General features: G+C 62.4%; 15 protein-coding genes. 10 read left to right on the top strand and 5 right to left on the bottom strand.

Features of this window, described 5'->3' with window-relative positions; translation table 11 throughout:
* Positions 1–29: 29 nt before the first annotated feature.
* Positions 30–1,052 carry a GTP 3',8-cyclase MoaA gene (gene moaA / locus J2X24_RS13865; RefSeq protein ID WP_209722669.1) on the bottom strand — a complete coding sequence of 341 codons (1,023 nt, stop codon included), beginning with the start codon at positions 1,050–1,052 and terminating at the stop codon, positions 30–32.
* A gap of 101 nt (positions 1,053–1,153) precedes the next feature.
* Here moaA and J2X24_RS13860 point away from each other — a divergent pair, with 101 nt between their 5' ends.
* Complete coding sequence (locus J2X24_RS13860) at positions 1,154–2,749, top strand: carboxylesterase/lipase family protein (RefSeq protein WP_209722666.1); 1,596 nt, start codon at positions 1,154–1,156, stop codon at positions 2,747–2,749.
* Between the two features lie 163 nt (positions 2,750–2,912).
* Here J2X24_RS13860 and J2X24_RS13855 read toward each other — a convergent pair whose 3' ends face one another.
* On the bottom strand, positions 2,913–4,346 hold the full coding sequence (locus J2X24_RS13855; RefSeq protein WP_209722663.1) for a mannitol dehydrogenase family protein: 1,434 nt from the start codon (positions 4,344–4,346) through the stop codon (positions 2,913–2,915).
* A gap of 284 nt (positions 4,347–4,630) precedes the next feature.
* Between J2X24_RS13855 and J2X24_RS13850 the strand changes: the two genes are divergently transcribed.
* The 9 genes from J2X24_RS13850 (at position 4,631) to J2X24_RS13810 (ending at position 15,821) form a co-directional block, all read left to right on the top strand.
* Entirely contained in the window at positions 4,631–5,755 is a 1,125-nt protein-coding gene (locus tag J2X24_RS13850) for a LacI family DNA-binding transcriptional regulator (RefSeq protein ID WP_209722660.1), read from the top strand.
* 170 nt (positions 5,756–5,925) lie between these two features.
* Entirely contained in the window at positions 5,926–7,338 is a 1,413-nt protein-coding gene (gene uxaC, locus J2X24_RS13845; protein WP_209722656.1) for a glucuronate isomerase, read from the top strand.
* A 78-nt stretch (positions 7,339–7,416) separates the two neighbouring features.
* Positions 7,417–8,265, top strand: a complete 849-nt coding sequence (gene kduI / locus J2X24_RS13840; protein WP_245344701.1) for a 5-dehydro-4-deoxy-D-glucuronate isomerase — start codon at positions 7,417–7,419, stop codon at positions 8,263–8,265.
* 31 nt (positions 8,266–8,296) lie between these two features.
* Positions 8,297–9,055 (top strand): 2-dehydro-3-deoxy-D-gluconate 5-dehydrogenase KduD, encoded by a 759-nt coding sequence (gene kduD, locus J2X24_RS13835; RefSeq protein ID WP_209722650.1) that lies wholly within the window; start codon positions 8,297–8,299, stop codon positions 9,053–9,055.
* A 233-nt stretch (positions 9,056–9,288) separates the two neighbouring features.
* Positions 9,289–9,645 carry an ArsR/SmtB family transcription factor gene (locus tag J2X24_RS13830; RefSeq protein ID WP_209722648.1) on the top strand — a complete coding sequence of 119 codons (357 nt, stop codon included), beginning with the start codon at positions 9,289–9,291 and terminating at the stop codon, positions 9,643–9,645.
* A complete protein-coding gene (locus J2X24_RS13825) occupies positions 9,638–10,402 on the top strand; it encodes an SRPBCC family protein (RefSeq protein WP_209722645.1) in 765 nt (254 codons plus the stop codon). The genes J2X24_RS13830 and J2X24_RS13825 overlap by 8 nt, the downstream gene beginning before the upstream one ends.
* A 90-nt stretch (positions 10,403–10,492) precedes the next feature.
* Positions 10,493–11,341: a 2-keto-4-pentenoate hydratase gene (locus J2X24_RS13820; RefSeq protein ID WP_209722642.1), complete on the top strand. Its 849-nt coding sequence runs from the start codon at positions 10,493–10,495 to the stop codon at positions 11,339–11,341.
* A 293-nt stretch (positions 11,342–11,634) separates the two neighbouring features.
* On the top strand, positions 11,635–14,553 hold the full coding sequence (locus tag J2X24_RS13815) for a TonB-dependent receptor (protein ID WP_209722639.1): 2,919 nt from the start codon (positions 11,635–11,637) through the stop codon (positions 14,551–14,553).
* A gap of 224 nt (positions 14,554–14,777) precedes the next feature.
* On the top strand, positions 14,778–15,821 hold the full coding sequence (locus J2X24_RS13810; protein ID WP_209722636.1) for a sugar kinase: 1,044 nt from the start codon (positions 14,778–14,780) through the stop codon (positions 15,819–15,821).
* A gap of 112 nt (positions 15,822–15,933) precedes the next feature.
* Here J2X24_RS13810 and J2X24_RS13805 read toward each other — a convergent pair whose 3' ends face one another.
* The 3 genes from J2X24_RS13805 to J2X24_RS13795 all read right to left on the bottom strand — a co-directional run bounded on the left by J2X24_RS13805 (position 15,934) and on the right by J2X24_RS13795 (position 20,387).
* Positions 15,934–16,332: a response regulator gene (locus J2X24_RS13805; protein ID WP_209722633.1), complete on the bottom strand. Its 399-nt coding sequence runs from the start codon at positions 16,330–16,332 to the stop codon at positions 15,934–15,936.
* 150 nt (positions 16,333–16,482) lie between these two features.
* Entirely contained in the window at positions 16,483–18,432 is a 1,950-nt protein-coding gene (locus J2X24_RS13800; protein WP_209722630.1) for a M1 family metallopeptidase, read from the bottom strand.
* A gap of 143 nt (positions 18,433–18,575) precedes the next feature.
* Positions 18,576–20,387: a DEAD/DEAH box helicase gene (locus J2X24_RS13795; RefSeq protein ID WP_209722771.1), complete on the bottom strand. Its 1,812-nt coding sequence runs from the start codon at positions 20,385–20,387 to the stop codon at positions 18,576–18,578.
* Positions 20,388–20,426 lie beyond the last annotated feature (39 nt).

Here is a 20,426-nt window from a genome sequence, read left to right as displayed (position 1 = left end):
AACCGCTGCACACTTTTTGGCATATCGCTTTAACCGCCGGTCAGCGACATGGTGCGCGCCGGGCGATATCCGGGCGTGTCCTGGGCCAGAAGCGACGATGAGGCAATGACAAAATCATGCCTGCGCGGCTTTTGCACCAGGGCTTGGCTAAGCGCCGTTTCCAGCCCGGCATCGGTCGCATCTTCACGAAGGGCGGCACGCAGGTCGACGTGGTCGTCCTGACCCAGGCACATATAGAGCCGGCCGGTACAGGTCACGCGCACGCGGTTGCAGGTGTCGCAGAAATTGTGGCTGAGCGGCGTGATCAGGCCCAGCCGCCCACCGGTCTCATCAATCCGGTAATAGCGCGCCGGACCCGCCGTGGTGTCATTGACCGGCGTCACGCGCCAGAAGCTTTGCAGTTCGGACAAGACATCGGCCAGCGACACGAATTGCGCTTCGCGATCGATCTCCTCGCCCATCGGCATGGTCTCGATTAGCGACACGTCGATGCCACGCGCATGGGCGAAACTGATAATGTCGGGCAGTTCGGCGCGATTGTCCTGGGCCAGCGCAACCACATTCAGCTTGATGCGGATACCTGCCTCTTGCGCCGCCTCGATGCCGTCCAGCACCCTAGCGAGATCACCGCCGCGCGTGATGCGGCGATAGGCGTCGGGTTTCAGCGTATCGCACGACACATTGATGCGTTTGATGCCTGCCTCGACCAGGGCCGGCACCGCGCCTTTAAGCAGCGTACCGTTGGTCGTCAGGGTCAGTTCCTTCAGGCGCCCGGCATGGACCTCTTCGCCGATACGGCGCAGGAAGTCGAGCACGCCCTTGCGCACCAAGGGCTCACCGCCGGTAATACGCAGCTTGTCGACGCCGCGCGCGATCAGGAAGCGGCTCAGGCGCTCCATCTCTTCCCAGGTCAGCAGGTCCTTGCGCGGCAGGAAGGTCTGGTGCTCGCTCATGCAGTAGGTGCAGCGCAGGTCGCAGCGGTCCGTCACCGACAGCCGCACATAGGAAATGCGGCGGCCAAAGGCATCGATGAGAGGCGCGGTAGAACTCATCCCTGAAATTTAGCCGCAATCGCCGGGACTTCAAGGCTTTACTTGCGCCGAGTTCACGGCCAGACTGGGCTTACAACAGAAAATTACAGGGACGTGATGCGATGAACCGCCGTGACGCGCTTTTGGGCCTGACCGCAGCCACCACCATGACACCGGTAGCAGGATGGGCGAAAACGAAACCGCCAACGGTCGCGACGACCGCCGGACCTGTCATCGGCCAGACCAAGGGCGGGGTGCAGGTGTTTCTGGGCCTGCGTTACGGCGCCGATACCAGCCGCGCGCGCTTTCAGCCGCCGGTCAAACCTGCGCCATGGAAAACGCCTTACAAGGCCGATCATTACGGCCCGGCCTCGCCGCAGGGCAGTACACCCGATCCGTGGGGTAAGAGTGAAGACTGCCTGTTCCTCAATGTCTGGACGCCGGAAGCCAATACAAAAAAGGCCCGGCCGGTCATGTTCTATATTCACGGCGGCGCCTACAGTAATGGTTCCGGCGGCGACGCGCTTTACGACGGCACCAACCTGGCCACAGCCGGCGATGTCGTCGTTGTCACGGTCAATCACCGGCTGAACGCCTTCGGCTATCTCTATCTGGCGCGTATGGAGCGGGCGGTGACCGGCGCTCCGGGGCCCTTGCGCTACTCCGGCAACTGCGGGCAGTTGGACCTGCACCTGGCGCTGGAATGGGTGCGCGACAATATCCGCAATTTCGGCGGCGATCCCAACTGCGTCATGGTCTTCGGACAATCTGGCGGCGGCGCCAAGATCGCCACCATGATGGCCACGCCCTTGGCCAAGGGGCTGTTCCACCGCGCCGCCACCATGAGCGGTCAGCAGGTGACGGCCTCAGGGCCCGGCAATGCCACCTTGCGCGCCACGGCGTTCCTGAAGACGCTTGGGCTCAACGGGGACGCTGACGGCCTCGCCAAGGTTCAGACCCTGCCAATGGAAGACCTGGTCGCGGCGCTGAAGGTCACCGATCCGGTACTGGGCAAGGGTGGCGTCTATATGGGCCCGGTGCTGGATGAGGCCATTCTGTTCCGCCATCCCTTCTGGCCGGATGCGCCGGATCAATCGCGTCACATCCCGATGATCATCGGCAATACGCACGATGAGACGCGCGCCTTCTTAGGGGGCAACCCGAAGAACTTCGCCCTGGCCTGGGAAGACCTGCCGGCCATGCTGCCGCCAGAATACCGCGTAGATATCGACCCTTATCTGGTGATCGACACCTACCGTAAGCTTTACCCCGGCATGACACCGTCGGATGTATTCTTTGCCGCCACCACAGCCGGCCGGTCCTGGCGCGGTGCGGTTGAGGAGGTTGAGGCACGCGCGCGTCAGGGGGCGCCGGCTTTCGCCTATCAGTTCGATTGGGCGACGCCGAAGGACGGCGGCAGGTTGGGCGCGCCGCACACCATCGAAATCCCGCTGGTCTTCCGCAACACCCACGTGCCGGACGCCATCACGACTGACAGCGCCGAGGCCCGGCAAATGGCCGGACTGATCTCGGATGCGTTTATCGCCTTCGCGCGGACGGGATCGCCACAGACGCCGGCGATCCCTGAATGGAAGGGCTATACGCTGGAAAAGCGCGAGACCATGGTGTGGAACCTTAAGCCGGAACTGGCGTTTGATCCGCGCGGTGAAGAGCGCAAGCTGTTCGGCAAGGTGCCGTTTGTCCAGGCGGGGACGTAAAGAACTCTCCTCCCTGTCGCGTAGCGATGGGGAGGGGGACCGCGCGATTGAGCGAAGCGAATGAGATGCGGTGGTGGGGTATTCCGCCGGAGTCACCCCCCACCGTCATCTTCGCTTACGCTCGATGCCACCTCCCCATCGCTGCGCGACAGGGAGGAGGGAGTTACGCTAAACGGCTTACCAGCAGTTCGCTATAAGCCTTTTCAATCCCGGCCACGACCTTGGGGTTCGCCGCCAGCGCTTCCGGAAACACCGAGCGCAAGGCAAGAACCGCCTTCACGTCCGACACATCGTCCTTCAGCTCAGCCCCCAGCGCCAGCAACTCGGTCGCCAGCGGATCGGTGATCGCCTCGCCCTTCACCGCCTTGGTGCGGACAAAGCGCATCCACGCCGCCAGCGGCACGCCAAAGCGCGAAATGTCCTGGCCGCGTTCCAGTGCTTCACTCAGCGAACTCAGGATACGGATCGGCAGCTTCTGCGACCCATCCCAGGCAATCTGTGACAGCAGGTGCTTGATCGCCGGATTGCGGAAGCGCTTAAGGATGGCTTCGCAATAGGCCGGCAAGTCCATGCCCTTTGGCGCTTCCAAAAGCGGCACGACGTCCTTCAGCATCAGGTCGCGGACCAGTTGCTCCAGTTCCGGGTCGCCGACCGCCTGGGACACGCTCTCATAGCCCTTGTGCAGGCCGGCATAGGCAAGCGTCGAGTGCGGGCCGTTCAACAGGCGCAGCTTGGCGCGCTCATAAGCGGGCACATTGTCGGTCAGCGTAACACCAACACTGGCCCAGTCCGGACCGCCGTCGTGGACGTGCTCTTCGATCACCCACTGGGTAAAGGCCTCGCGCTGGATCGGCCAGGCGTCCTCAAGGCCGATGGCTTCGGCCACGCGCGTGCGCAGGGCGTCGTCGGTCGCCGGCGTGATCGAGTCGACCATGGTGCACGGGCATTGCAGATTGGCTTCGATCCACGCCGCAAGACCGGCATCGCCGCGCGCGGCAAAAGCGATGACCGCGGCCTTCAGGCGCTGGCCATTCTTCGGCAGGTTGTCGCACGGGATCAGCACGAAAGGCTTCAAACCTGCGGCCTTGCGGCGGCTTAAGCCTTCGGTGACATAGCCGATAAACGACTTCGGTGTTTGCGGGTTCGCCAGGTCATGAACGATGTCGGCATGGCCGAAGTCGAGCGTCCAGTCAGGCGCCAGGCAATAGCCTTTTTCGGTGACGGTTGAGGTCACCAGTTCCACCGAGGGGCGTGTCAGACGTTCGAACACCGCTTCGATATCGTCGTGCGCCACCAGCACTTCACGCATCGAACCGATGATCTGATAGCGGATCTCGGCATCGAGAATGGCCAAGGTGTAGAGCCCATCCTGCGGCGCCAGCGCATCGCGCACGCCGGCCGAATGCAGCGACACGCCGCAGATTCCCCAGCGCTTGTCCGCAGACGCCAGCGCGTCGAAATAGGCCGCCTGGTGGGCGCGATGGAAGGCGCCCGGACCGAAATGGACGACGCCGATATCCAGGGTCGACGGATCGTAGGCAGGCCTGGTGGCGGCCGGTGACAACTGATCAAGGTTTGCCAGATTAAGACGCGTCATGAGGCTCTCTTGGGTTTCGTTGAGGGCTGCGAGTGAATAACTACGCTATTGGCCTGACCTCTGCCGCCATGCAATACCAAATCGCATTGTTTTCAACTTTTACCGATAAAAGTCATTACCAAAGAAAACAAGATGCGGTTTAGGACCTTTTAGGTTACGGTAACCGGTGTCACTTTCTGACGCAGGTGCTTTTGGGTTAGGTGATTTGGCAAAAACGCTTTCCTGTGACACAAAACCTGCGCAAGTGCCGTAAACTTGATTCGATAACCTATAAAAAAGCCCATATGGCCCGATCCCCCGCACCGAAACCTTTTAGCCAGCCCCTGGCCTCCAGCCGCGAATTCGGCCGCGATATCGGCGACGCCATCGAGGACTTTATCCGCCGCCGCAAGAAGGCGACGATCAACGATGTCGCCAGCCTGGCCCGGGTGTCGAAGAAGACGGTGTCGCGCGTCATCAACAATTCGCCGTCGGTGCGGCCGGACACACGCGATCAGGTCAATGAGATCATCGCCCGCATTGGCTTTCGGCCCGACCCCCAGGCGCGCGGCCTGGCCTTTCGGCGCTCGTTCCTGTTCGGTTTGATCTACGACAACCCGAACGCCACCTATGTCGTCAACATGCAGATGGGCGCCCTCGACAGCCTTCGCGGCTCCGGGCTCGACCTGGTCGTGCACCCGTGCGACCGCCATGCCGACAACTTCATCGAAGACATCCGCGAATTCATCGAGATGCAGCGCCTGGCCGGGGTCATCCTGCTGCCGCCGATCGCCGAGGACCGCAGGCTACTGGAACTGATGGAAGAGCTGGACACACCGGTCATCCGCGTGACGGCCCGATCCGGCGACCGCAATGATCCACCGATCCATACCGCCCAGATCGTATCGAACGACCGTGCCGGCTGCGCCGAAGGCGGCGATCACCTGGCGGCGCTGGGCCATAAGCGCATCGCCTTCATCAACGGCAATCCGGCCTACCCGTCGGCGCACGAACGCCGCGCCGGTTTCGAGGAAGGACTGCGCCGCAACGGTCTCGAGATCGCTCCGGACCTCGACGAACCCGGCGATTATAGTTTCGATGCGGGCATCGCGGCCGCCACCCGGCTGCTTAAGACCGCCAATCCGCCGACCGCCATCATCGCCTGCAACGATCAGATGGCCGCCGGCGCCTATCACGCCGCCTATGGACTGGGACTGAAGATTCCCGAAGACGTCACCATCATCGGCTTCGATGACGCCGACGTCGCCACGCGCATCTATCCGCCGCTGACGACCGTGCGCCTGCCGATCCGCGATATGGCGCGCACGGCGACCGAAACCCTGATGAGTGGTGAGATGACCGAGCAGACCTCGATCGTCTTCCAGTCGAAGCTCATCGTTCGCGGCTCGTCCGGCCAAGCAAAGCGGTAAGGCCAAAATAATTAAATCGCGATTTTTAGCGAAATTGTCGCAAAAAATCTGTTGTCAAAAGCCATGACACCGGTTACCTATGGCGATAACGGGATAATTAGGGAGTGCGGCCGGACCAATCTGCGGGCAATATGCGGGTCCCCGGCCAATTCCAGAACGAAACGACCAAAATGCCAAAGCCCCTCTTTCTTCATGAGGATCGCCTTCTGCCGAGCGATCCCACGCAGCGTACGCTGGCCCGCGAGCTGTACGCGCTGGTCAAGGACTTCCCGATCCTCAGCCCGCATGGCCACACCGATCCGTCCTGGTTCGCCGGCAATGCGCCGTTCGAGAACGCCACAGCTCTTTTCCTGAGCCCCGACCACTACATCTTCCGCATGCTCTACTCACAGGGCATCGACATGTCATCCGTCGGCGTGGCCTCGAAGGCTGGCCCATCCTCGGCCGATCCGCGCGAAGCCTGGCGCATCTTTGCCGCGAACCAGCACCTGTTCCGCGGCACGCCGACCTCGATCTGGATGAACCACGTGTTCGGTACGATCATGGGCTTCGACGTCGCCCTGGATGCCGATACGTCGGACATGTATTTCGACCGTATCGGCGAGCTTCTGGCCTCCGAAGCCTATCGCCCACGCGCCCTGTTCGAGCGTTTCAACATCGAGTTGCTGGCCACGACCGAAAGCCCGACCGACTCGCTGGAGCATCACCAGGCGATCAAGGCGTCGGGCTGGAAGGGCCGCGTCGTCACCGCCTACCGTCCAGACCCGGTCATCGATCCTGAACACGAAGAGTTCCACGACAAGCTGAAGGTCTTTGCCGACCTGTCGGGCGAGGACGTCTATAACTGGCAGGGCTACCTGAAGGCCCACCGCGTCCGCCGCGACTTTTTCATGACCATGGGCGCAACGTCCAGCGACCACGGCCACCCGACCGCCCAGACGGCCAACCTGTCCGCCGCAGACGCCGAGGCCCTGTTCAAGCGCGTCCTGAGCCCGCAGGTCACGGCCGAAGATGCCGAGCTGTTCCGCGCCCAGATGCTGACAGAAATGGCGCGCATGAGCCTGGATGACGGCATGACCATGCAGATCCACCCGGGATCGTTCCGCAACCACAATCAAAAGGTCTTCGAGACCTTCGGCCGCGACAAGGGCTGCGATATCCCCTTGCCGACCAACTACGTCCATGCACTGAAGCCGCTGCTCGACGCCTATGGCAACGAAAAGAACCTGACGGTCATCCTGTTCACCCTGGACGAGACCAACTATGCGCGCGAACTGGCGCCGCTGGCCGGCCACTATCCGGTCCTGAAGCTGGGCCCGTCCTGGTGGTTCCACGACAGCCCGGAAGGCATGATGCGCTTCCGCGAGCAGGTCACGGAAACCGGTGGCTTCTACAACACGGTCGGGTTCAACGACGACACCCGCGCCTTCCTGTCCATCCCGGCGCGCCACGACGTCGCCCGTCGCATGGACGCCCACTTCCTGGCCCGGCTGGTGTCGGAGCATCGCATCGCGATGGAAGACGCCGCCGACGTCATCAAAGACCTCACCTACAACCTTCCCAAAGCGGCCTACAAGCTGTAAGGGATTGAAAATGACACCTATTGATCAATTCTGATCATTAAAACTATCGGAGCCCACCGCGCCATGTGCCAGAATTCGCTGTACCAGAAGATCTACCACGCCACCCATCCTGACATGATGGACGGCGCGGACACGCAGGATCTGCGCGAAAAATACCTGATGGGCGGCCTGTTCGCGCCCGGCGCGGTGGTCCTCAACTACACCCATTTCGAACGCTTCGTCGTCGGCGGCGCAGCCCCCGTCAACGGCCAGTTGAAGCTGCCGGACCAGACTGAGCCCGCTTCGGCCGCCGGTCATCCCTTCCTTGAGCGCCGCGAACTGGGCGTCATCAATGTCGGCGGCGGTTCGGGCAAGGTCAGTGTCGACGGCACGGTCTACGACCTGGCGCAGAAAGATGGCCTGTACATCCCGATGGGCACCAAGGAAGTCCTGTTCTCGTCGGACGACGCCGCCAACCCGGCCCTCTATTACCTGACATCGACCCCGGCGCACCAGCGTTATGAGACGGTCAAGATCTCGATCGACCAGGCCGTGCCGCTGGCGCGCGGCTCGCTGGAGCAGTCGAACGAACGCGTCATCTATCAGTACATCGTGCCGACGACCGCCAAGTCGTGTCAGCTGCTGCTGGGCCTGACCATCCTGTCGCCGGGCAGCGTGTGGAACACCATGCCGCCGCACCTGCACGACCGCCGCTCGGAAGTCTATTTCTACTTCAACCTCGGCGAAAACGACCGCGTGTTCCATTTCATGGGCGAGCCCGACAAGGCGCGCCACATCGTCATCCAGAACAACGAAGCCGTCGTTTCGCCGCCGTGGTCGATCCACATGGGCTGCGGCACGGCCAACTACGCCTTCATCTGGGCCATGGGCGGGGAAAACCTCGACTATACCGACATGAAGGTCCTCGACATCTGCCAGCTGGCATAACTCCACAAGCCCCGAACCAGGAAACACAATAATGGGACTTCAAGCATTCGATCTGACGGGCAAGGTTGCCCTGGTCACCGGCGCCAATACCGGCCTCGGTCAGGGCATCGCCCTGGCCCTGGCCGAAGCCGGCGCTGATATCGCCGCCGCCGGCATCGTGCCGGCCGATGAAACCGGCGAAAAGGTCAAGGCCCTCGACCGCAGGTTTCTCAACATCGACGCCAACCTGATCAGCATCGAGCCGGTCGAACGCATCGTCAAGGAAACCGTAGAAGGCCTGGGCGGGCTTGACATCTTGGTCAACAATGCCGGGCTGATCCGCCGCGCCGACGCCGTCGAGTTCTCTGAAAAGGACTGGGACGATGTGATGAACGTCAACATCAAGGGCGCTTTCTTCATGGCCCAGGCCGCCGGCAAGCACATGATCGCTAAAGGACGCGGCAAGATCATCAACATCGCCTCGATGCTTTCCTTCCAGGGCGGCATCCGCGTCCCCAGCTACACGGCGTCGAAGTCGGGCATTGCCGGCATCACCCGCCTGCTGGCCAACGAATGGGCCGCGAAGGGCATCAATATCAACGCCATCGCGCCAGGCTACATGGCCACCGACAACACGGCGCAGATTCGCGCCGATGAGGTCCGCGAAAAGGCCATCCTCGACCGCATCCCGGCCAACCGCTGGGGCCTGCCGGCCGATCTGGGCGGCACGGCGGTCTTCCTGGCCGCGGCGGCTTCGGACTACGTCAACGGCGCGGTCATCCCGGTCGATGGCGGCTGGCTGGCGCGCTAAGCCAGCAAGCAGATACCAATGCAAATCCTGGGACACCCGGCGGGCACCTCACACCCGCCGGATCATGACCAGGTTGACGAGGGCCAGACAAGGCTGCCGGTGAAACGATCTTTCTCCCGCCAAACGGCAGCCGGCCCTCTCATTTTTTCCTCTATCCCGTATTTTTCAGACCGGCGCTTGACGCCGTTATTTTTTACCCTATACGTAACCAAATGGTTACCTATTGAGGCAATATGACCGCAGCACGGAAAATCCGGACGGCAGAGAATGAAGAGGGCGGCGCGGACGACATCTTCCGCGCCATCGCCGATCCGACGCGTCGCGCCATTCTAGATGCCCTGCGCAACGGCCCCCAACCTGTCAATGCCGTCGCCGAAGCCTTTCCCGTGTCGCGCCCGGCCATCTCCAAGCATCTGCGCATCCTGCGCGAGGCGGGTGTCGTCGAGGAAACGCGCCACGGCCGCGAACGGCTTTATCGCCTCAAGCCCGCCAAGCTCGAACCGGTTGATCACTGGATCCTGACCTATCGCCGGTTCTGGGCCGGCCATCTCAACGCACTCAAAGCCTTTGTGGAGACTCCCGATGCCTGACGCTCGCGCCATTGCCGATATCAACGCCGGCCTCGTACTGGCCACGGTGGATATCAACGCGCCGATCGAACGCGTCTTCGCCGCCCTCACCGACCCGGACCAACTGCCGAAATGGTGGGGCGCCGATGATCTTTACCGCACCACCGCCATGACATCGGACCTGCGCGAAGGCGGCGTCTGGAAGAGCTCGGGCGTGGGCGCCGACGGCACGGGCTTCGACGTCGGCGGCACCTATACGCGCGTCGAAGCGCCTCATCGCCTGGAGATGACGTGGCGCCCGAGCTGGGAAAGCTTTGAAAGCCACGTCAGCTACAACCTGACGCCGATCGAAGGCGGAACGCGTGTCACATTGCGCCACTCCGGCTTTGGCGAGCACGCCCAGTCGTGCGGCAGCCATGCCTCGGGATGGGAGCGGGTTCTCACCTGGCTGGAAGGCTATTTCGCGCCTGAGCAGGGCACAGCCCCCGCCTTTGTCATGAAACTGATCCCGCCGCGGGCGACCTTCCCGTTCGACGCCACGCCGGAAGAAATGGCCGACATGCAGGCCCACGTCGTTCATTGGCAACCCTGGGTCAAGCAAGGCGCGGTCCTTGCGCTGGGTCCCGTGGCCGACGGCAGCGGCGCCTATGGCCTGGGCGTGGTGCGCGGCCTGGCTGATACCGAACTTCAGGCGCTGCAGGCAAAAGATCCGATCATCCTGTCGGGACGCGGCTTCCGCTATGAGACGGCGCCCATGCTGCGTCTGATGACGCCATAATCCCGCCGACCTTCAAAGCTGCGTGGTGGCAAAAAGGGTTGCCGATGACACCGGTTTCCGCTAGTTAGCGCCCAACTGAGGAGACCTGCCATGACCTTCGACGATATCGCCAACCGTTTCGTGACCGCCCGCCGCTCCGCCACGGCGCTCGAAGGCTATCCCGGCGACATCCCGTCGAAGCTCGAAGACTCCTACGCCATCCAGGAACGCGCCATCAAGCTGTGGGACCGCCCTGTAATCGGCTGGAAGATCGGACGCCTGGCGCCGGAAAAACAGGCCGAACACGGCACCGAGCGCCTGGCCGGCCCAATCTTCGCCCCGACCTTCAAAGACTATGACGGCGCCGCGGTTACCCTGCCCGTCTTCACCGGCGGCTTCGCGGCGGTTGAGGCTGAATACGTCTTCCGCATCGCGCACGATACCGATCCCGCCAAGACGGAATACAGCGAAGAAGAAGCGCTGCGCCTGATCGACGGCCTGTTTGCCGGTATTGAAATGGCGGGCTCGCCGCTGGCCACCATCAACAAGCTGGGTCCGACGGTCGTCGCTTCGGACTTCGGCAATAATTTCGGCCTGATCCTCTCGGAACGCCTGGCGGAGTTCGACAGCGACTCCACCGTCGCTACTCTCAGCCCCGACGCCGTCAAGGCCTACAAGGCGCGCACCGAAATCGACGGCCAGGTCGTCGGCGAAGGCGGCCTGTTCACCATGCCGGGCGGTCCGCTCAAGGCCATTGCCTGGCTGGCCGGTCATCTGGCAGGACGCGGCCGTCCGCTGACCAAGGGCCAACTGATCTCGTCCGGCGCCACCACCGGCATCCACGACATTGCCGCGGGCCAGACTTCGCGCGTCATCTTCAGCACCGAAGGCCGCGCCGATATCGTCCTTGAGCTGAAGACCGAAGCCGCCAGCCAGAACAGCCGCGAGCTTTCCCAATAATTAAATGAGCCTTAACGGGTTTCTATGCCAGACGGGCACCTATGGCAAAAATAACGCAGGTGCAAAACTTCTTCACCCGCATGATGCTACCGGTGTCTTTTCCGGCTTGTCTCTGCTTCAGAACTGTGAATAATCAGCGTATTGGTGTCGGGTAGGCAACAACCACTCATGACACCGGTGTCAGGCAGACATTCACACAGTAAAGCTGTGTTAATCAACTGTCTATACGATCATTCTTGTCGGTCGCCAGATCATAACAGACCGCGCAAGTTGGCAAAACGGGGAGTAACCTTATGAAGTCCAAGTCTAACGGCGCCACAGCTGCGTCTAAAATCAGCCGCAATAAGGCCGCCCTGCTGGGTGTTTCGCTTGGGGTCCTGATGGCCACGGCCGTCGGCGCCCATGCTCAGGATGCCGCTCCGGCTCCGGCTGCTGACGAAGGCGATATCGTCATCGTCACCGGCTTCCGCAACTCGCTGCAGACGGCCATTAGCGAGAAGAAGAAATCGACAGACATGGTCGATGTCATCAAGGCGGAAGACATCGGCCAGTTTCCGGATCTGAACCTTGCCGAATCGATGCAGCGCATCCCGGGCGTGTCGATCGACCGCGACGGCGGTGAAGGCAAGCAGATTACCGTCCGCGGCCTGAACGCGGAATTCTCGCGTACGCGCCTGAACGGCATGGAAGCCCTGGCGACCACCGGCGCCAAGGACTCGTCGGGCGGCACCAACCGTACCCGCGGCTTCGACTTCAACGTCTTTGCCGCCGACCTGTTCAACTCGATCACCGTGCGCAAGTCGTTGTCGGCTGAAATCGAGGAAGGCAGCTTGGGCGCCACCGTCGACCTGCAGACCGCCCGTCCCTTCGACTACAAGGGCTTCACCATGGCCGCCGGCGGCCAGCTCGGCTACAACGACCTGAGCGAAGACGTCGCCAAGCGCGGGACCTTCATGATCTCCAACCGTTGGGCGGACGGCAAGCTGGGCGCCCTGCTTTCGGTCGCCTGGGGTTCGCGCAATGTCGTCGAAGACTCCACCAACAGCACGCGCTGGGAAAACTCGTCCGCCGCCGGCACAGCCGGCCGCTTCCAGTCCTACAGCACCAACGGCGGCACCAGCTTTATCAACATTCCGGCTACCGGCCCCATCGCGGACGCCGAAGCGCAGAAGGTCGTCAACGGCCTGCACCCGCGCATTCCGCGCTACAACCACTTCGAAACCGAGCAAAACCGCCTGGGCGTCACCGGCGCCTTCCAGATGCGTCCGTTCGAAGGCACCCTGATCTCGATCGACGCGATGCACGCGACCTTCGAAGCCAACCGCGACGAATGGGAAATCGAAGCCATTTCCTTCAGCCGCACGGGCCAGGGCCTGCCGCAGTCCGACATCTATAACTATACGATCGATGATGAAGGCACGATCACCAAGGCCTCGTTCAACGACGTCGATATCCGTTCGGAACATCGCTTCGACGAACTGACGACCACCTTCAATCAGCTGAACCTGACCTGGGATCAGAACTGGGGCGACCGTCTGAGCACCAAGTTCTTCGTGGGCAGCTCGAAGTCGTCGCAGGAAACGCCGGAACAGACGACCTTCACATTTGAATCCTACAATGTCGACGGCTATTCGTACGACTATACGGATCCGACGGCACCGGTTTTCAACTACGGTAAGTCTTCCACGAACTGTTCACCGGACCAGGCCTGCTACTGGACGTATTCCAGCTCGACCGCCCAGGGCGACGCGTCGCTCATCCGCATTCGTCCGCAACTGGTCGAAAACGAATTCAAGACCACCAAGTTCGACGTCAAGTTCGACCTGAACGACAGTATCACGCTGAAGGGCGGGTATTCGGTCAAGGAATACGACTTCTACTCGGAAGAATACGGTCGCGTGACAGGCACGACGGCCAATGCGGCGCGCGACGAAAACGCTGGCGGCGCGATCGTTGCTGAAATCAACAACAACGTTACCAAGTACTCGCAAACGGTCTCGGTCGGCGGCAACACCTACCTGATCCCGAACCTGGACCTGATCCGCGATACATTTAACTATGACTGCCGCTGCACCAATTCATGGGGCACCTTTACGGTCAATAAGACAAACGCAAGCTCGCGGACGAACAACCGTATCGCCAACGAGCGCGATACGGGCTGGTTCGTGCAGGCGGACTTCCGCGGCGACCTGGGCAACATGCCTTACCGCGGCAATATCGGTCTTCGCGAAGTCACGACCGATATCGAAGTTTCCGGTTATGTCGGCGTCGCGACCAGCGTCAATCCATCGGGCTCGAAGCTGACCACGGTCCAGCGCAGCTACAAGGACTCGCTGCCATCGTTCAACTTCATGATCGAACCGATGGAAAACGTCTATGTCCGCTTCGCCACGGCCAAGACCATGGCGCGCCCGACCCTGCTCAGCCTGACACCGGGCGGCGGCGCCATCAGCACGGGTGCGAACACGATCACCTCCGGCAACCCGGCGCTTGATCCGGTACGCGCCAATACGATGGATCTTAGCTTCGAATGGTATCCGGACCGCGACACCCTGTTCACGGTGGCCCTGTTCCAAAAGGACATCAAGTCCTACATCCAGTCGCGTACTGTTCAGGCCAAGCTGAGCGAGCTGGGCTATAACTATCTCGACCTCGGCGAAACGAGCGACGAAGTCTATAACGTCACCACCCCGATCAACACGCCGGGCGGCGACCTCAAGGGCTACGAAATCTCGCTGCAGAAGCCTTTCACCTTCCTGCCGGGCTTCCTGTCGAAGACAGGCGGCATCATCAACTACACCCACGTCGAGTCGCAGATCCAGTATTACACGACCCCAGGCGCCACGACGACGACGACGGCCAACCTGCTGGGACTGTCGCCGGAAGCCTGGAACATCACGGCATACTATGAAGGCGACGTTCTCGCCGGCCGTGTCGCCTTTGCTTACCGCGACGGCTACCTGTCGCAGTTGAGCCCGGGCTCTTCGGCCGACTTCTGGGGCAAGAACGAGACGTTCAATATCGACGCCCAGATGACGTGGAAGATCAGCAAGAACCTGACCCTTATCCTGGAAGGCATCAACCTGACGGACGAGGCTGACGACCGCTTCATTTCCTACAACACGGCTCAGGGCAACACCGCCCAGGACCTGCTGTACGATTACAGCAAGTCGGGCCGCCAGTACTATGCCGGCTTCCGCTGGAAGTACTGACCCTATCGGAAGCGCCTGTTTCAGGCGGGCGCTTCTTCCTTCATGCGGCTGCGAGCGCATTCTCCCAATAAGCCGCCACTTGGGCGCCGGTTCATCCGGCGCCCTTTTTTTGTCAGGCCCCATTTTGCCCGCACGGTTTGCGCATTCAGGTCTCGACCCTGTGCCGCTCAGCCTTTACAACATTGCCGGTCCCGCCATCCATGCCACAGAAGATTCGCCGCCCCATGCCTACGCCGTCCCCCGCCGCCTCGAATGCTCCGCTCGTCTGTTTCGGCGAACTGCTGATCCGGCTCAACACGATGAGCGGCCGCCTGCTGGAAGAGCTGCCGCAACTGCAACTGCATATCGCCGGCGCCGAGGCCAATGTCGCCGTCGGCGTCCGCCGGCTGGGCCACCAGGCCTCCATGGTCAGCGTGGTGCCTGACAATGCGCTGGGCGCCGGCGCCGTCAACGAACTGCGGCGCTGGGGCGTCGACACCTCGGGTGTCTACACGGCGCCCGGCCGCATGGGCCTCTACTTCCTGACACCGGGCGCTATCCACCGCCGGTCGGACATCGTCTATGACCGCGCAGGTTCCGCCTTCGCCACCGCCCGCTTTTCGAAGCTCAACTGGACGCGCCTGCTGAAGGGCGCTGCGTGGCTGCATGTGTCAGGCGTGACGGCGGCCCTGGGCGCCAACAGCGTCGCGGCGGCGCTCAAGGCCATGCAGACGGCGCGCAAGCTGGGCGTCAAGGTCTCGTTCGACTGCAACTACCGCCCGACCCTGTGGCAGGCCTGGGGCGGCGACGCGCCAACCCTGATCCGCAGCCTGATGGCCGAGGCCGACATGATGTTCGGCGGCTATCGCGACATCGAACTGGTCTTCGGCATGAAGTTCCCAGGCGAAGACGGCACCACGGCACGTGAACGCGCCGCCGCCGATCACGCCTTCAGCCAGTTCCCAAACCTGCAGCGCATGGTTTCAACCCGCCGTACCCAGGTCACCGCCGACCACAACCGCCTGGCCGGCCAGATGTTTACGCGCGGCACGTCCCTGGAAACCGAGACCTACGACATTGTCGGCATTGTCGATCGCATCGGTGGCGGCGATGCCTTTGCCGCCGGTGTCTTCCACGGCATCCTGAACGGTGACAGCGACCAGCAGGCGCTGAACTACGGCATTGCCTGCGGCTGCCTGAAACACGCCCAGCCCGGCGATATCAGCCTGGCGACACACGGCGAACTGGCGGATTTCCTCGCCGGCGGCAGCTTCGACGTCAAGCGCTAGAGCATGGTGCGTTTAAGTCGAACCGCCATCATGCTCTAGATTTTTATCTTATCGCGATATTTAGCCAAAAAACCGCTGCACACTTTTTGGCATGTCGCTCTAAGCAACAAACTCAGGCGCTGAGCTTCTTAGTCGGCTGAGGCAGTTTGGACGCTATGGCCGCGAGCAGCGCGTCAGCGTCCACCGGCTTGGTCATAAAATCATGGACGCCGATCTCGGCCCACCGGGCCTTGTGCCCTTCCATGGCATTGGCCGTCAGCGCGATCACCGGCGTGGCGCGGTTCTGGCCATTGGCGCGGATGCGGCAGGTCGCCGCCAACCCGTCGAGGCCCGGCATCAGCATGTCCATCAGGATGACGTCAAAACGGCGGGCGTGACAGTAGGCAACGGCTTCCTCGCCGTTGCACGCCATGGTCCATAACCAGCCCGTCGGCTTCAGGAACAACGAAACGATACGCCGGTTGATCTCATGATCATCGACGATCAGCACATGAAACTCGGAACCTTGCACAGCGCAGCCTCCCCGACCTTTATAGGAAAGCCTACGCCGGAAGTCTTAACAATTGAGTAAGACTACGCGCTAAAGGTGCATTTTTATTGAAAACGACGCCTGAAATCGCTTCCGCAACGGCGACTATACCAGTTTCGCTTGTATAGATTCCTATTTAACAATCTTGTCGACGACTGCGCGAGTCACGTCGTGATAGCCCGGACGCGCTTCGGCATAGATCCGGCGCGCCATGTCCACACCCCATCCCGGCTGCTTCATCAGCTCGGTATAAAGGGGTCTGCAGAACTTGGCCCGCCCCTGGGCCAGCAGGAAGTCACGCACCGCGGTCATGGCCGGCAGATAGTGCTTCTTGATGGCAAGCGTCAGCCACGCGGCGCGAATTTCCGCGTTCTGGCTCTCGGTGAATTTGAACTGCCCGTCCAGGGCCGCCATCTGTTCCAGGGTAATGGTGTCCGGCATCTGGGTCAGGAAATACTGCCAGTGCTGCGTACTGTAGCCGCTGACGTCCAGCGTCTTGACGTCTGCGCCGCCGGCAAAAGACTGGATCTGCGCCATCACCTGATCCAGCGCCGGCGACGTCGGCACGATGGCGTTGGACGGCAGGCCGCGCTCATACAGCCACTGATGGATCTGGAGCTGCTTTTCCAGGTCGGCATTGTTGTTGAGCAGATTGGTCCGGAGGTCGACCAGGAAGGCTTCCGTGGTCATGCTCTTGAACTTGTAGCGCTCGAAGTAGCCCTTGACGTAGGCATCGAACTTCTTGCGGCCGAAACGGGCTTCCAGCATGCGCAGGAAGGCCGCGCCTTTTTCGTACGGGACATCCGAAAAATAGGCGTCGGGGCTGACGCCCTTGAGGTCGGGATGCAGGCGCGTGAAGTCGGGTGTGCCGGCCGCGCTCAGGTCGTCCAGCGTCTCCTGAAGATCGTGATAACCTAGGACCTGGAGCATGCGCGCGCGCTCGGGCCCATAGACCTGCTCCATGATCCGGTTTTCGAAATAGGTGGTGAAACCTTCGTTCAGCCAGAAGTCTTCCCAGGTGGCGTTGGTGACCAGATTGCCCGACCACGAATGGGCCAGCTCATGCGCGATAAGCGACACCAGCGACTTGTCGCCGGCCAGAATGGTCGGCGTGGCGAAGGTCACCATCGGGTTTTCCATGCCGCCATAGGGGAAGGACGGCGGCAGGATCAGGACATCATAGCGGTCCCAGCGGTAGTCGCCATAGATCTTTTCCGCCGCGTCGAGCATGGCTTCCATGTCGCTCAGTTCAGCGGCGGCCTTGTCGAGCGTCACCTTCTCGGCGAACACGCCGGTACGGTCGCCGACCGCCTTGAAACCGATATCGCCGACAGCCAGCGCGATCAGATAGGGCGCCACGGGTTTGTCGAGCTCGAAGCGGAAGGCGCGCTGGCGCGGTTGCCCCGGCACGGCCTCGCCCTTGGGGGTCAGCTGTTTCGCGGCCATGACGACGGTCAGGTCGGACGGCACGACGATACGCGCCTTATAAGTCTGGCGGATCGCCGGGCTGTCCTGGGTCGGCACCCAGGTGCGCGTGTGGATTTCCTGGCCCTGGCTGAACAGGAAGGGCTTCTGCTTTCCCGCCGTCTGGGCGGGGCTGAGCCATTGCAGGGCGGTGCCTTCAGGCGTCGTCTGGTAGTGGACGACGACCTTCTGCGCACCCTGCGGCAGTTCGACGGTCAAGGGTGCGCCCATCATGGGGTCGTTCTTGCCAAGGGTATATTTCAGCGGTGCGCCGGAGCCGTCGGTCACCTTTTCGATATCGAGCGCGCGCGTATCGAGGACGACGCGCTTGGCATTGGCCTCGGTCTCGAGTTGCAGGCTTGCCGTGCCGCGCAGCACCTTCTTGTTGAAGTCGGCGGTCAGATCGAGATCGACGTGGCGCACACGCGCTTCCTGGGGCCGCGCGTAGGAATGATCATCGACTGTACGCGCGACCATGGCCTCCGGCGTCGCCCGACCCGACGGCTTGGGCTGGCAGGCGGTCAGGCCCGCCGCACCGGCGCCCAGCATCAGGACGGCCGCGGCGGCGGCCGTCAGTCGCCGGACAATCGCGGAAGTGCGCAAGGTGATGTGACGCATGAAGGCCTGGCCCCTGATAAGGCCTGCACTGTAACTGGAAAGGACAGGATCACACAACCGTGAAATTCCCCCTTCCGGCGTATGTGCGGACAAGGTCAGGTAAGAAAAAACCTCCCCAGCCAGGCTGGAGAGGTCCAATCATCTTACGACTGCTTGCGGCGCTTGAATTGTGCGCCTTCGGAGCGGTTGATTTCGCCTTCCGCCGGACGCTCACCTTTGAAAGGCTTGCCGCCGGACTTCGGTCCCTTGAAGAAGGCGGGCTTGCCACCCTTGCCACCGAAGCCCCCTGGGCCCTTGCGGGCGCCTGGGCGGGCATCGCCGTGCGGACGGTCGCCATACGGACGATCGCCACGCCGCTCACCGCGCGGCTGATCGCTCTTCCTGTCATTACGAGGACGATCTTCACGGGGACGGTCGTCAAAGAAACGCTCATCGCGCGCCGGCTTGGCGGCCTTGAACGGCTTGGTCGATGCCATGGGGCCGCGCTCGGCCGCCATCGGATCGTAGCGGTCTGGACGGGGCGCCGGGGCAGCGCGATCGCCGAACGGCTTACCGCCGGGACGCCCACCTTCGGCACGGGCTTTCGCACGGTCCTTCTGGCCCGGACGGTTGCGTTGACGCTTATGGACAAATTCGGCGTCCGGATCGCTGTGGCGGGCTTCGCCCTCGCCGGCGCGCCAACCCTTGCCCGGCTTCGGATCGCCCTTCTTGCGGTGCTCCGGCAGACGGTCGGGCGTGGCCGGCTTGTCGGCAACGCCCGAAGCCAGCATGGCTTCGTCGAGCAGCTTCAGCGCCTGGTCCTTGCGGCGGTCGAAGGACGGGATGCGCTGGCGCGTAATGCGCTCGATGTCCTTGAGGAACTTGCGTTCATCGTCGGCGCACAGCGTAACCGAAATACCGGCGCGGCCGGCGCGCGCGGTGCGGCCGATGCGGTGAACATAGGCTTCCGGTACGTTCGGCAGCTCATAGTTGATGACGTGGCTGACATTATCGACGTCGATGCCGCGCGCGGCGATATCGGTGGCGACCAGCGCGCGCAGCTTGCCGGCCTTGAAGGCCTGCAGCGCGCGTTCGCGCTGGCTCTGGTTCTTGTCGCCGTGGATGGCGGCCGATTCGATGCCGCCGGCCTGCAGATAGGCGGCGACCTTGTCAGCGGCGCGCTTGGTGCGCGTGAAGACGAGCGTGCGGGCCAGCGAATCTTCCGCGTACATTTCGGTCAGCAAGGCGCGCTTACGCAGCGACTCGATGAAGATGACGCTTTGTTCGACGCGTTCGGCCGTGGTGGCTTCCGGCGTGATTTCGACGCGCTTGGGCTCAGTCAGCAGTTCCGAGGCCAGGGCGCCGATTTCCTTCGGCATGGTGGCCGAGAAGAACAGATTCTGGCGCTTGTGCGGCAGCTTGGCGGCGACCTGCCGGATCGGCTTGACGAAGCCCAGGTCCAGCATCTGGTCGGCTTCGTCGAGGACGAAGAATTCGACGCCGCGCAGGTCGACCGTCTTCTGTTCGATATGGTCGATCAGGCGGCCCGGCGTGGCGACCAGGACGTCGACGCCGCGCGCCAGGGCCTTGTACTGCGGGCCGTACTTGACGCCGCCATAGATGGTGGCGATGTGCAGGCCCAGGCCCTTGGAATAGGTTTCGAAGCTCTGGGCGATCTGCGACGCCAGTTCGCGCGTCGGCGACAGAATCAGGGTGCGGACCGACTTCGGCGCCGGGATGATGCGGTTGCGCATCAGGCCCTGCACGATCGGCAGGGCGAAGGCGGCCGTCTTGCCGGTGCCGGTCTGGGCGATGCCCAGCAGGTCGTTGCCGTTCAGCAGGATGGGTATGGCCTGGGCCTGGATCGGTGTGGGGTTGGTATAGCCTTCGCGCTCCAGCGTCAGCAGCAGGGTCGAACTCAGGCCGAGATCGGCAAAGGTCTTGTTGGTCGTCTTGGTCACGTAACGTGCTTTCATTTCGGGCAAGGACAAACGCGCCTCGCCCGCGCCTGTTAA

The sequence above is a fragment of the Asticcacaulis solisilvae genome, assembly GCF_017875235.1.
Lineage (GTDB): Bacteria > Pseudomonadota > Alphaproteobacteria > Caulobacterales > Caulobacteraceae > Asticcacaulis > Asticcacaulis solisilvae_A.
This window is presented reverse-complemented; position numbering and strand designations above follow the sequence as displayed.

What these genes read in the sequence shown, in the direction of transcription:
- J2X24_RS13820 (WP_209722642.1), top strand. Translation starts at nt 10,493, where the DNA reads ATGACCTTCGACGATATCGCCAACCGTTTCGTGACCGCCCGCCGCTCC.
- moaA (WP_209722669.1), bottom strand. Translation starts at nt 1,052, where the DNA reads ATGAGTTCTACCGCGCCTCTCATCGATGCCTTTGGCCGCCGCATTTCC.
- J2X24_RS13795 (WP_209722771.1), bottom strand. Translation starts at nt 20,387, where the DNA reads ATGAAAGCACGTTACGTGACCAAGACGACCAACAAGACCTTTGCCGAT.
- J2X24_RS13815 (WP_209722639.1), top strand. Translation starts at nt 11,635, where the DNA reads ATGAAGTCCAAGTCTAACGGCGCCACAGCTGCGTCTAAAATCAGCCGC.
- J2X24_RS13825 (WP_209722645.1), top strand. Translation starts at nt 9,638, where the DNA reads ATGCCTGACGCTCGCGCCATTGCCGATATCAACGCCGGCCTCGTACTG.
- J2X24_RS13855 (WP_209722663.1), bottom strand. Translation starts at nt 4,346, where the DNA reads ATGACGCGTCTTAATCTGGCAAACCTTGATCAGTTGTCACCGGCCGCC.
- J2X24_RS13850 (WP_209722660.1), top strand. Translation starts at nt 4,631, where the DNA reads ATGGCCCGATCCCCCGCACCGAAACCTTTTAGCCAGCCCCTGGCCTCC.
- J2X24_RS13810 (WP_209722636.1), top strand. Translation starts at nt 14,778, where the DNA reads ATGCCTACGCCGTCCCCCGCCGCCTCGAATGCTCCGCTCGTCTGTTTC.
- uxaC (WP_209722656.1), top strand. Translation starts at nt 5,926, where the DNA reads ATGCCAAAGCCCCTCTTTCTTCATGAGGATCGCCTTCTGCCGAGCGAT.
- J2X24_RS13800 (WP_209722630.1), bottom strand. Translation starts at nt 18,432, where the DNA reads ATGCGTCACATCACCTTGCGCACTTCCGCGATTGTCCGGCGACTGACG.
- kduD (WP_209722650.1), top strand. Translation starts at nt 8,297, where the DNA reads ATGGGACTTCAAGCATTCGATCTGACGGGCAAGGTTGCCCTGGTCACC.
- J2X24_RS13830 (WP_209722648.1), top strand. Translation starts at nt 9,289, where the DNA reads ATGACCGCAGCACGGAAAATCCGGACGGCAGAGAATGAAGAGGGCGGC.
- J2X24_RS13860 (WP_209722666.1), top strand. Translation starts at nt 1,154, where the DNA reads ATGAACCGCCGTGACGCGCTTTTGGGCCTGACCGCAGCCACCACCATG.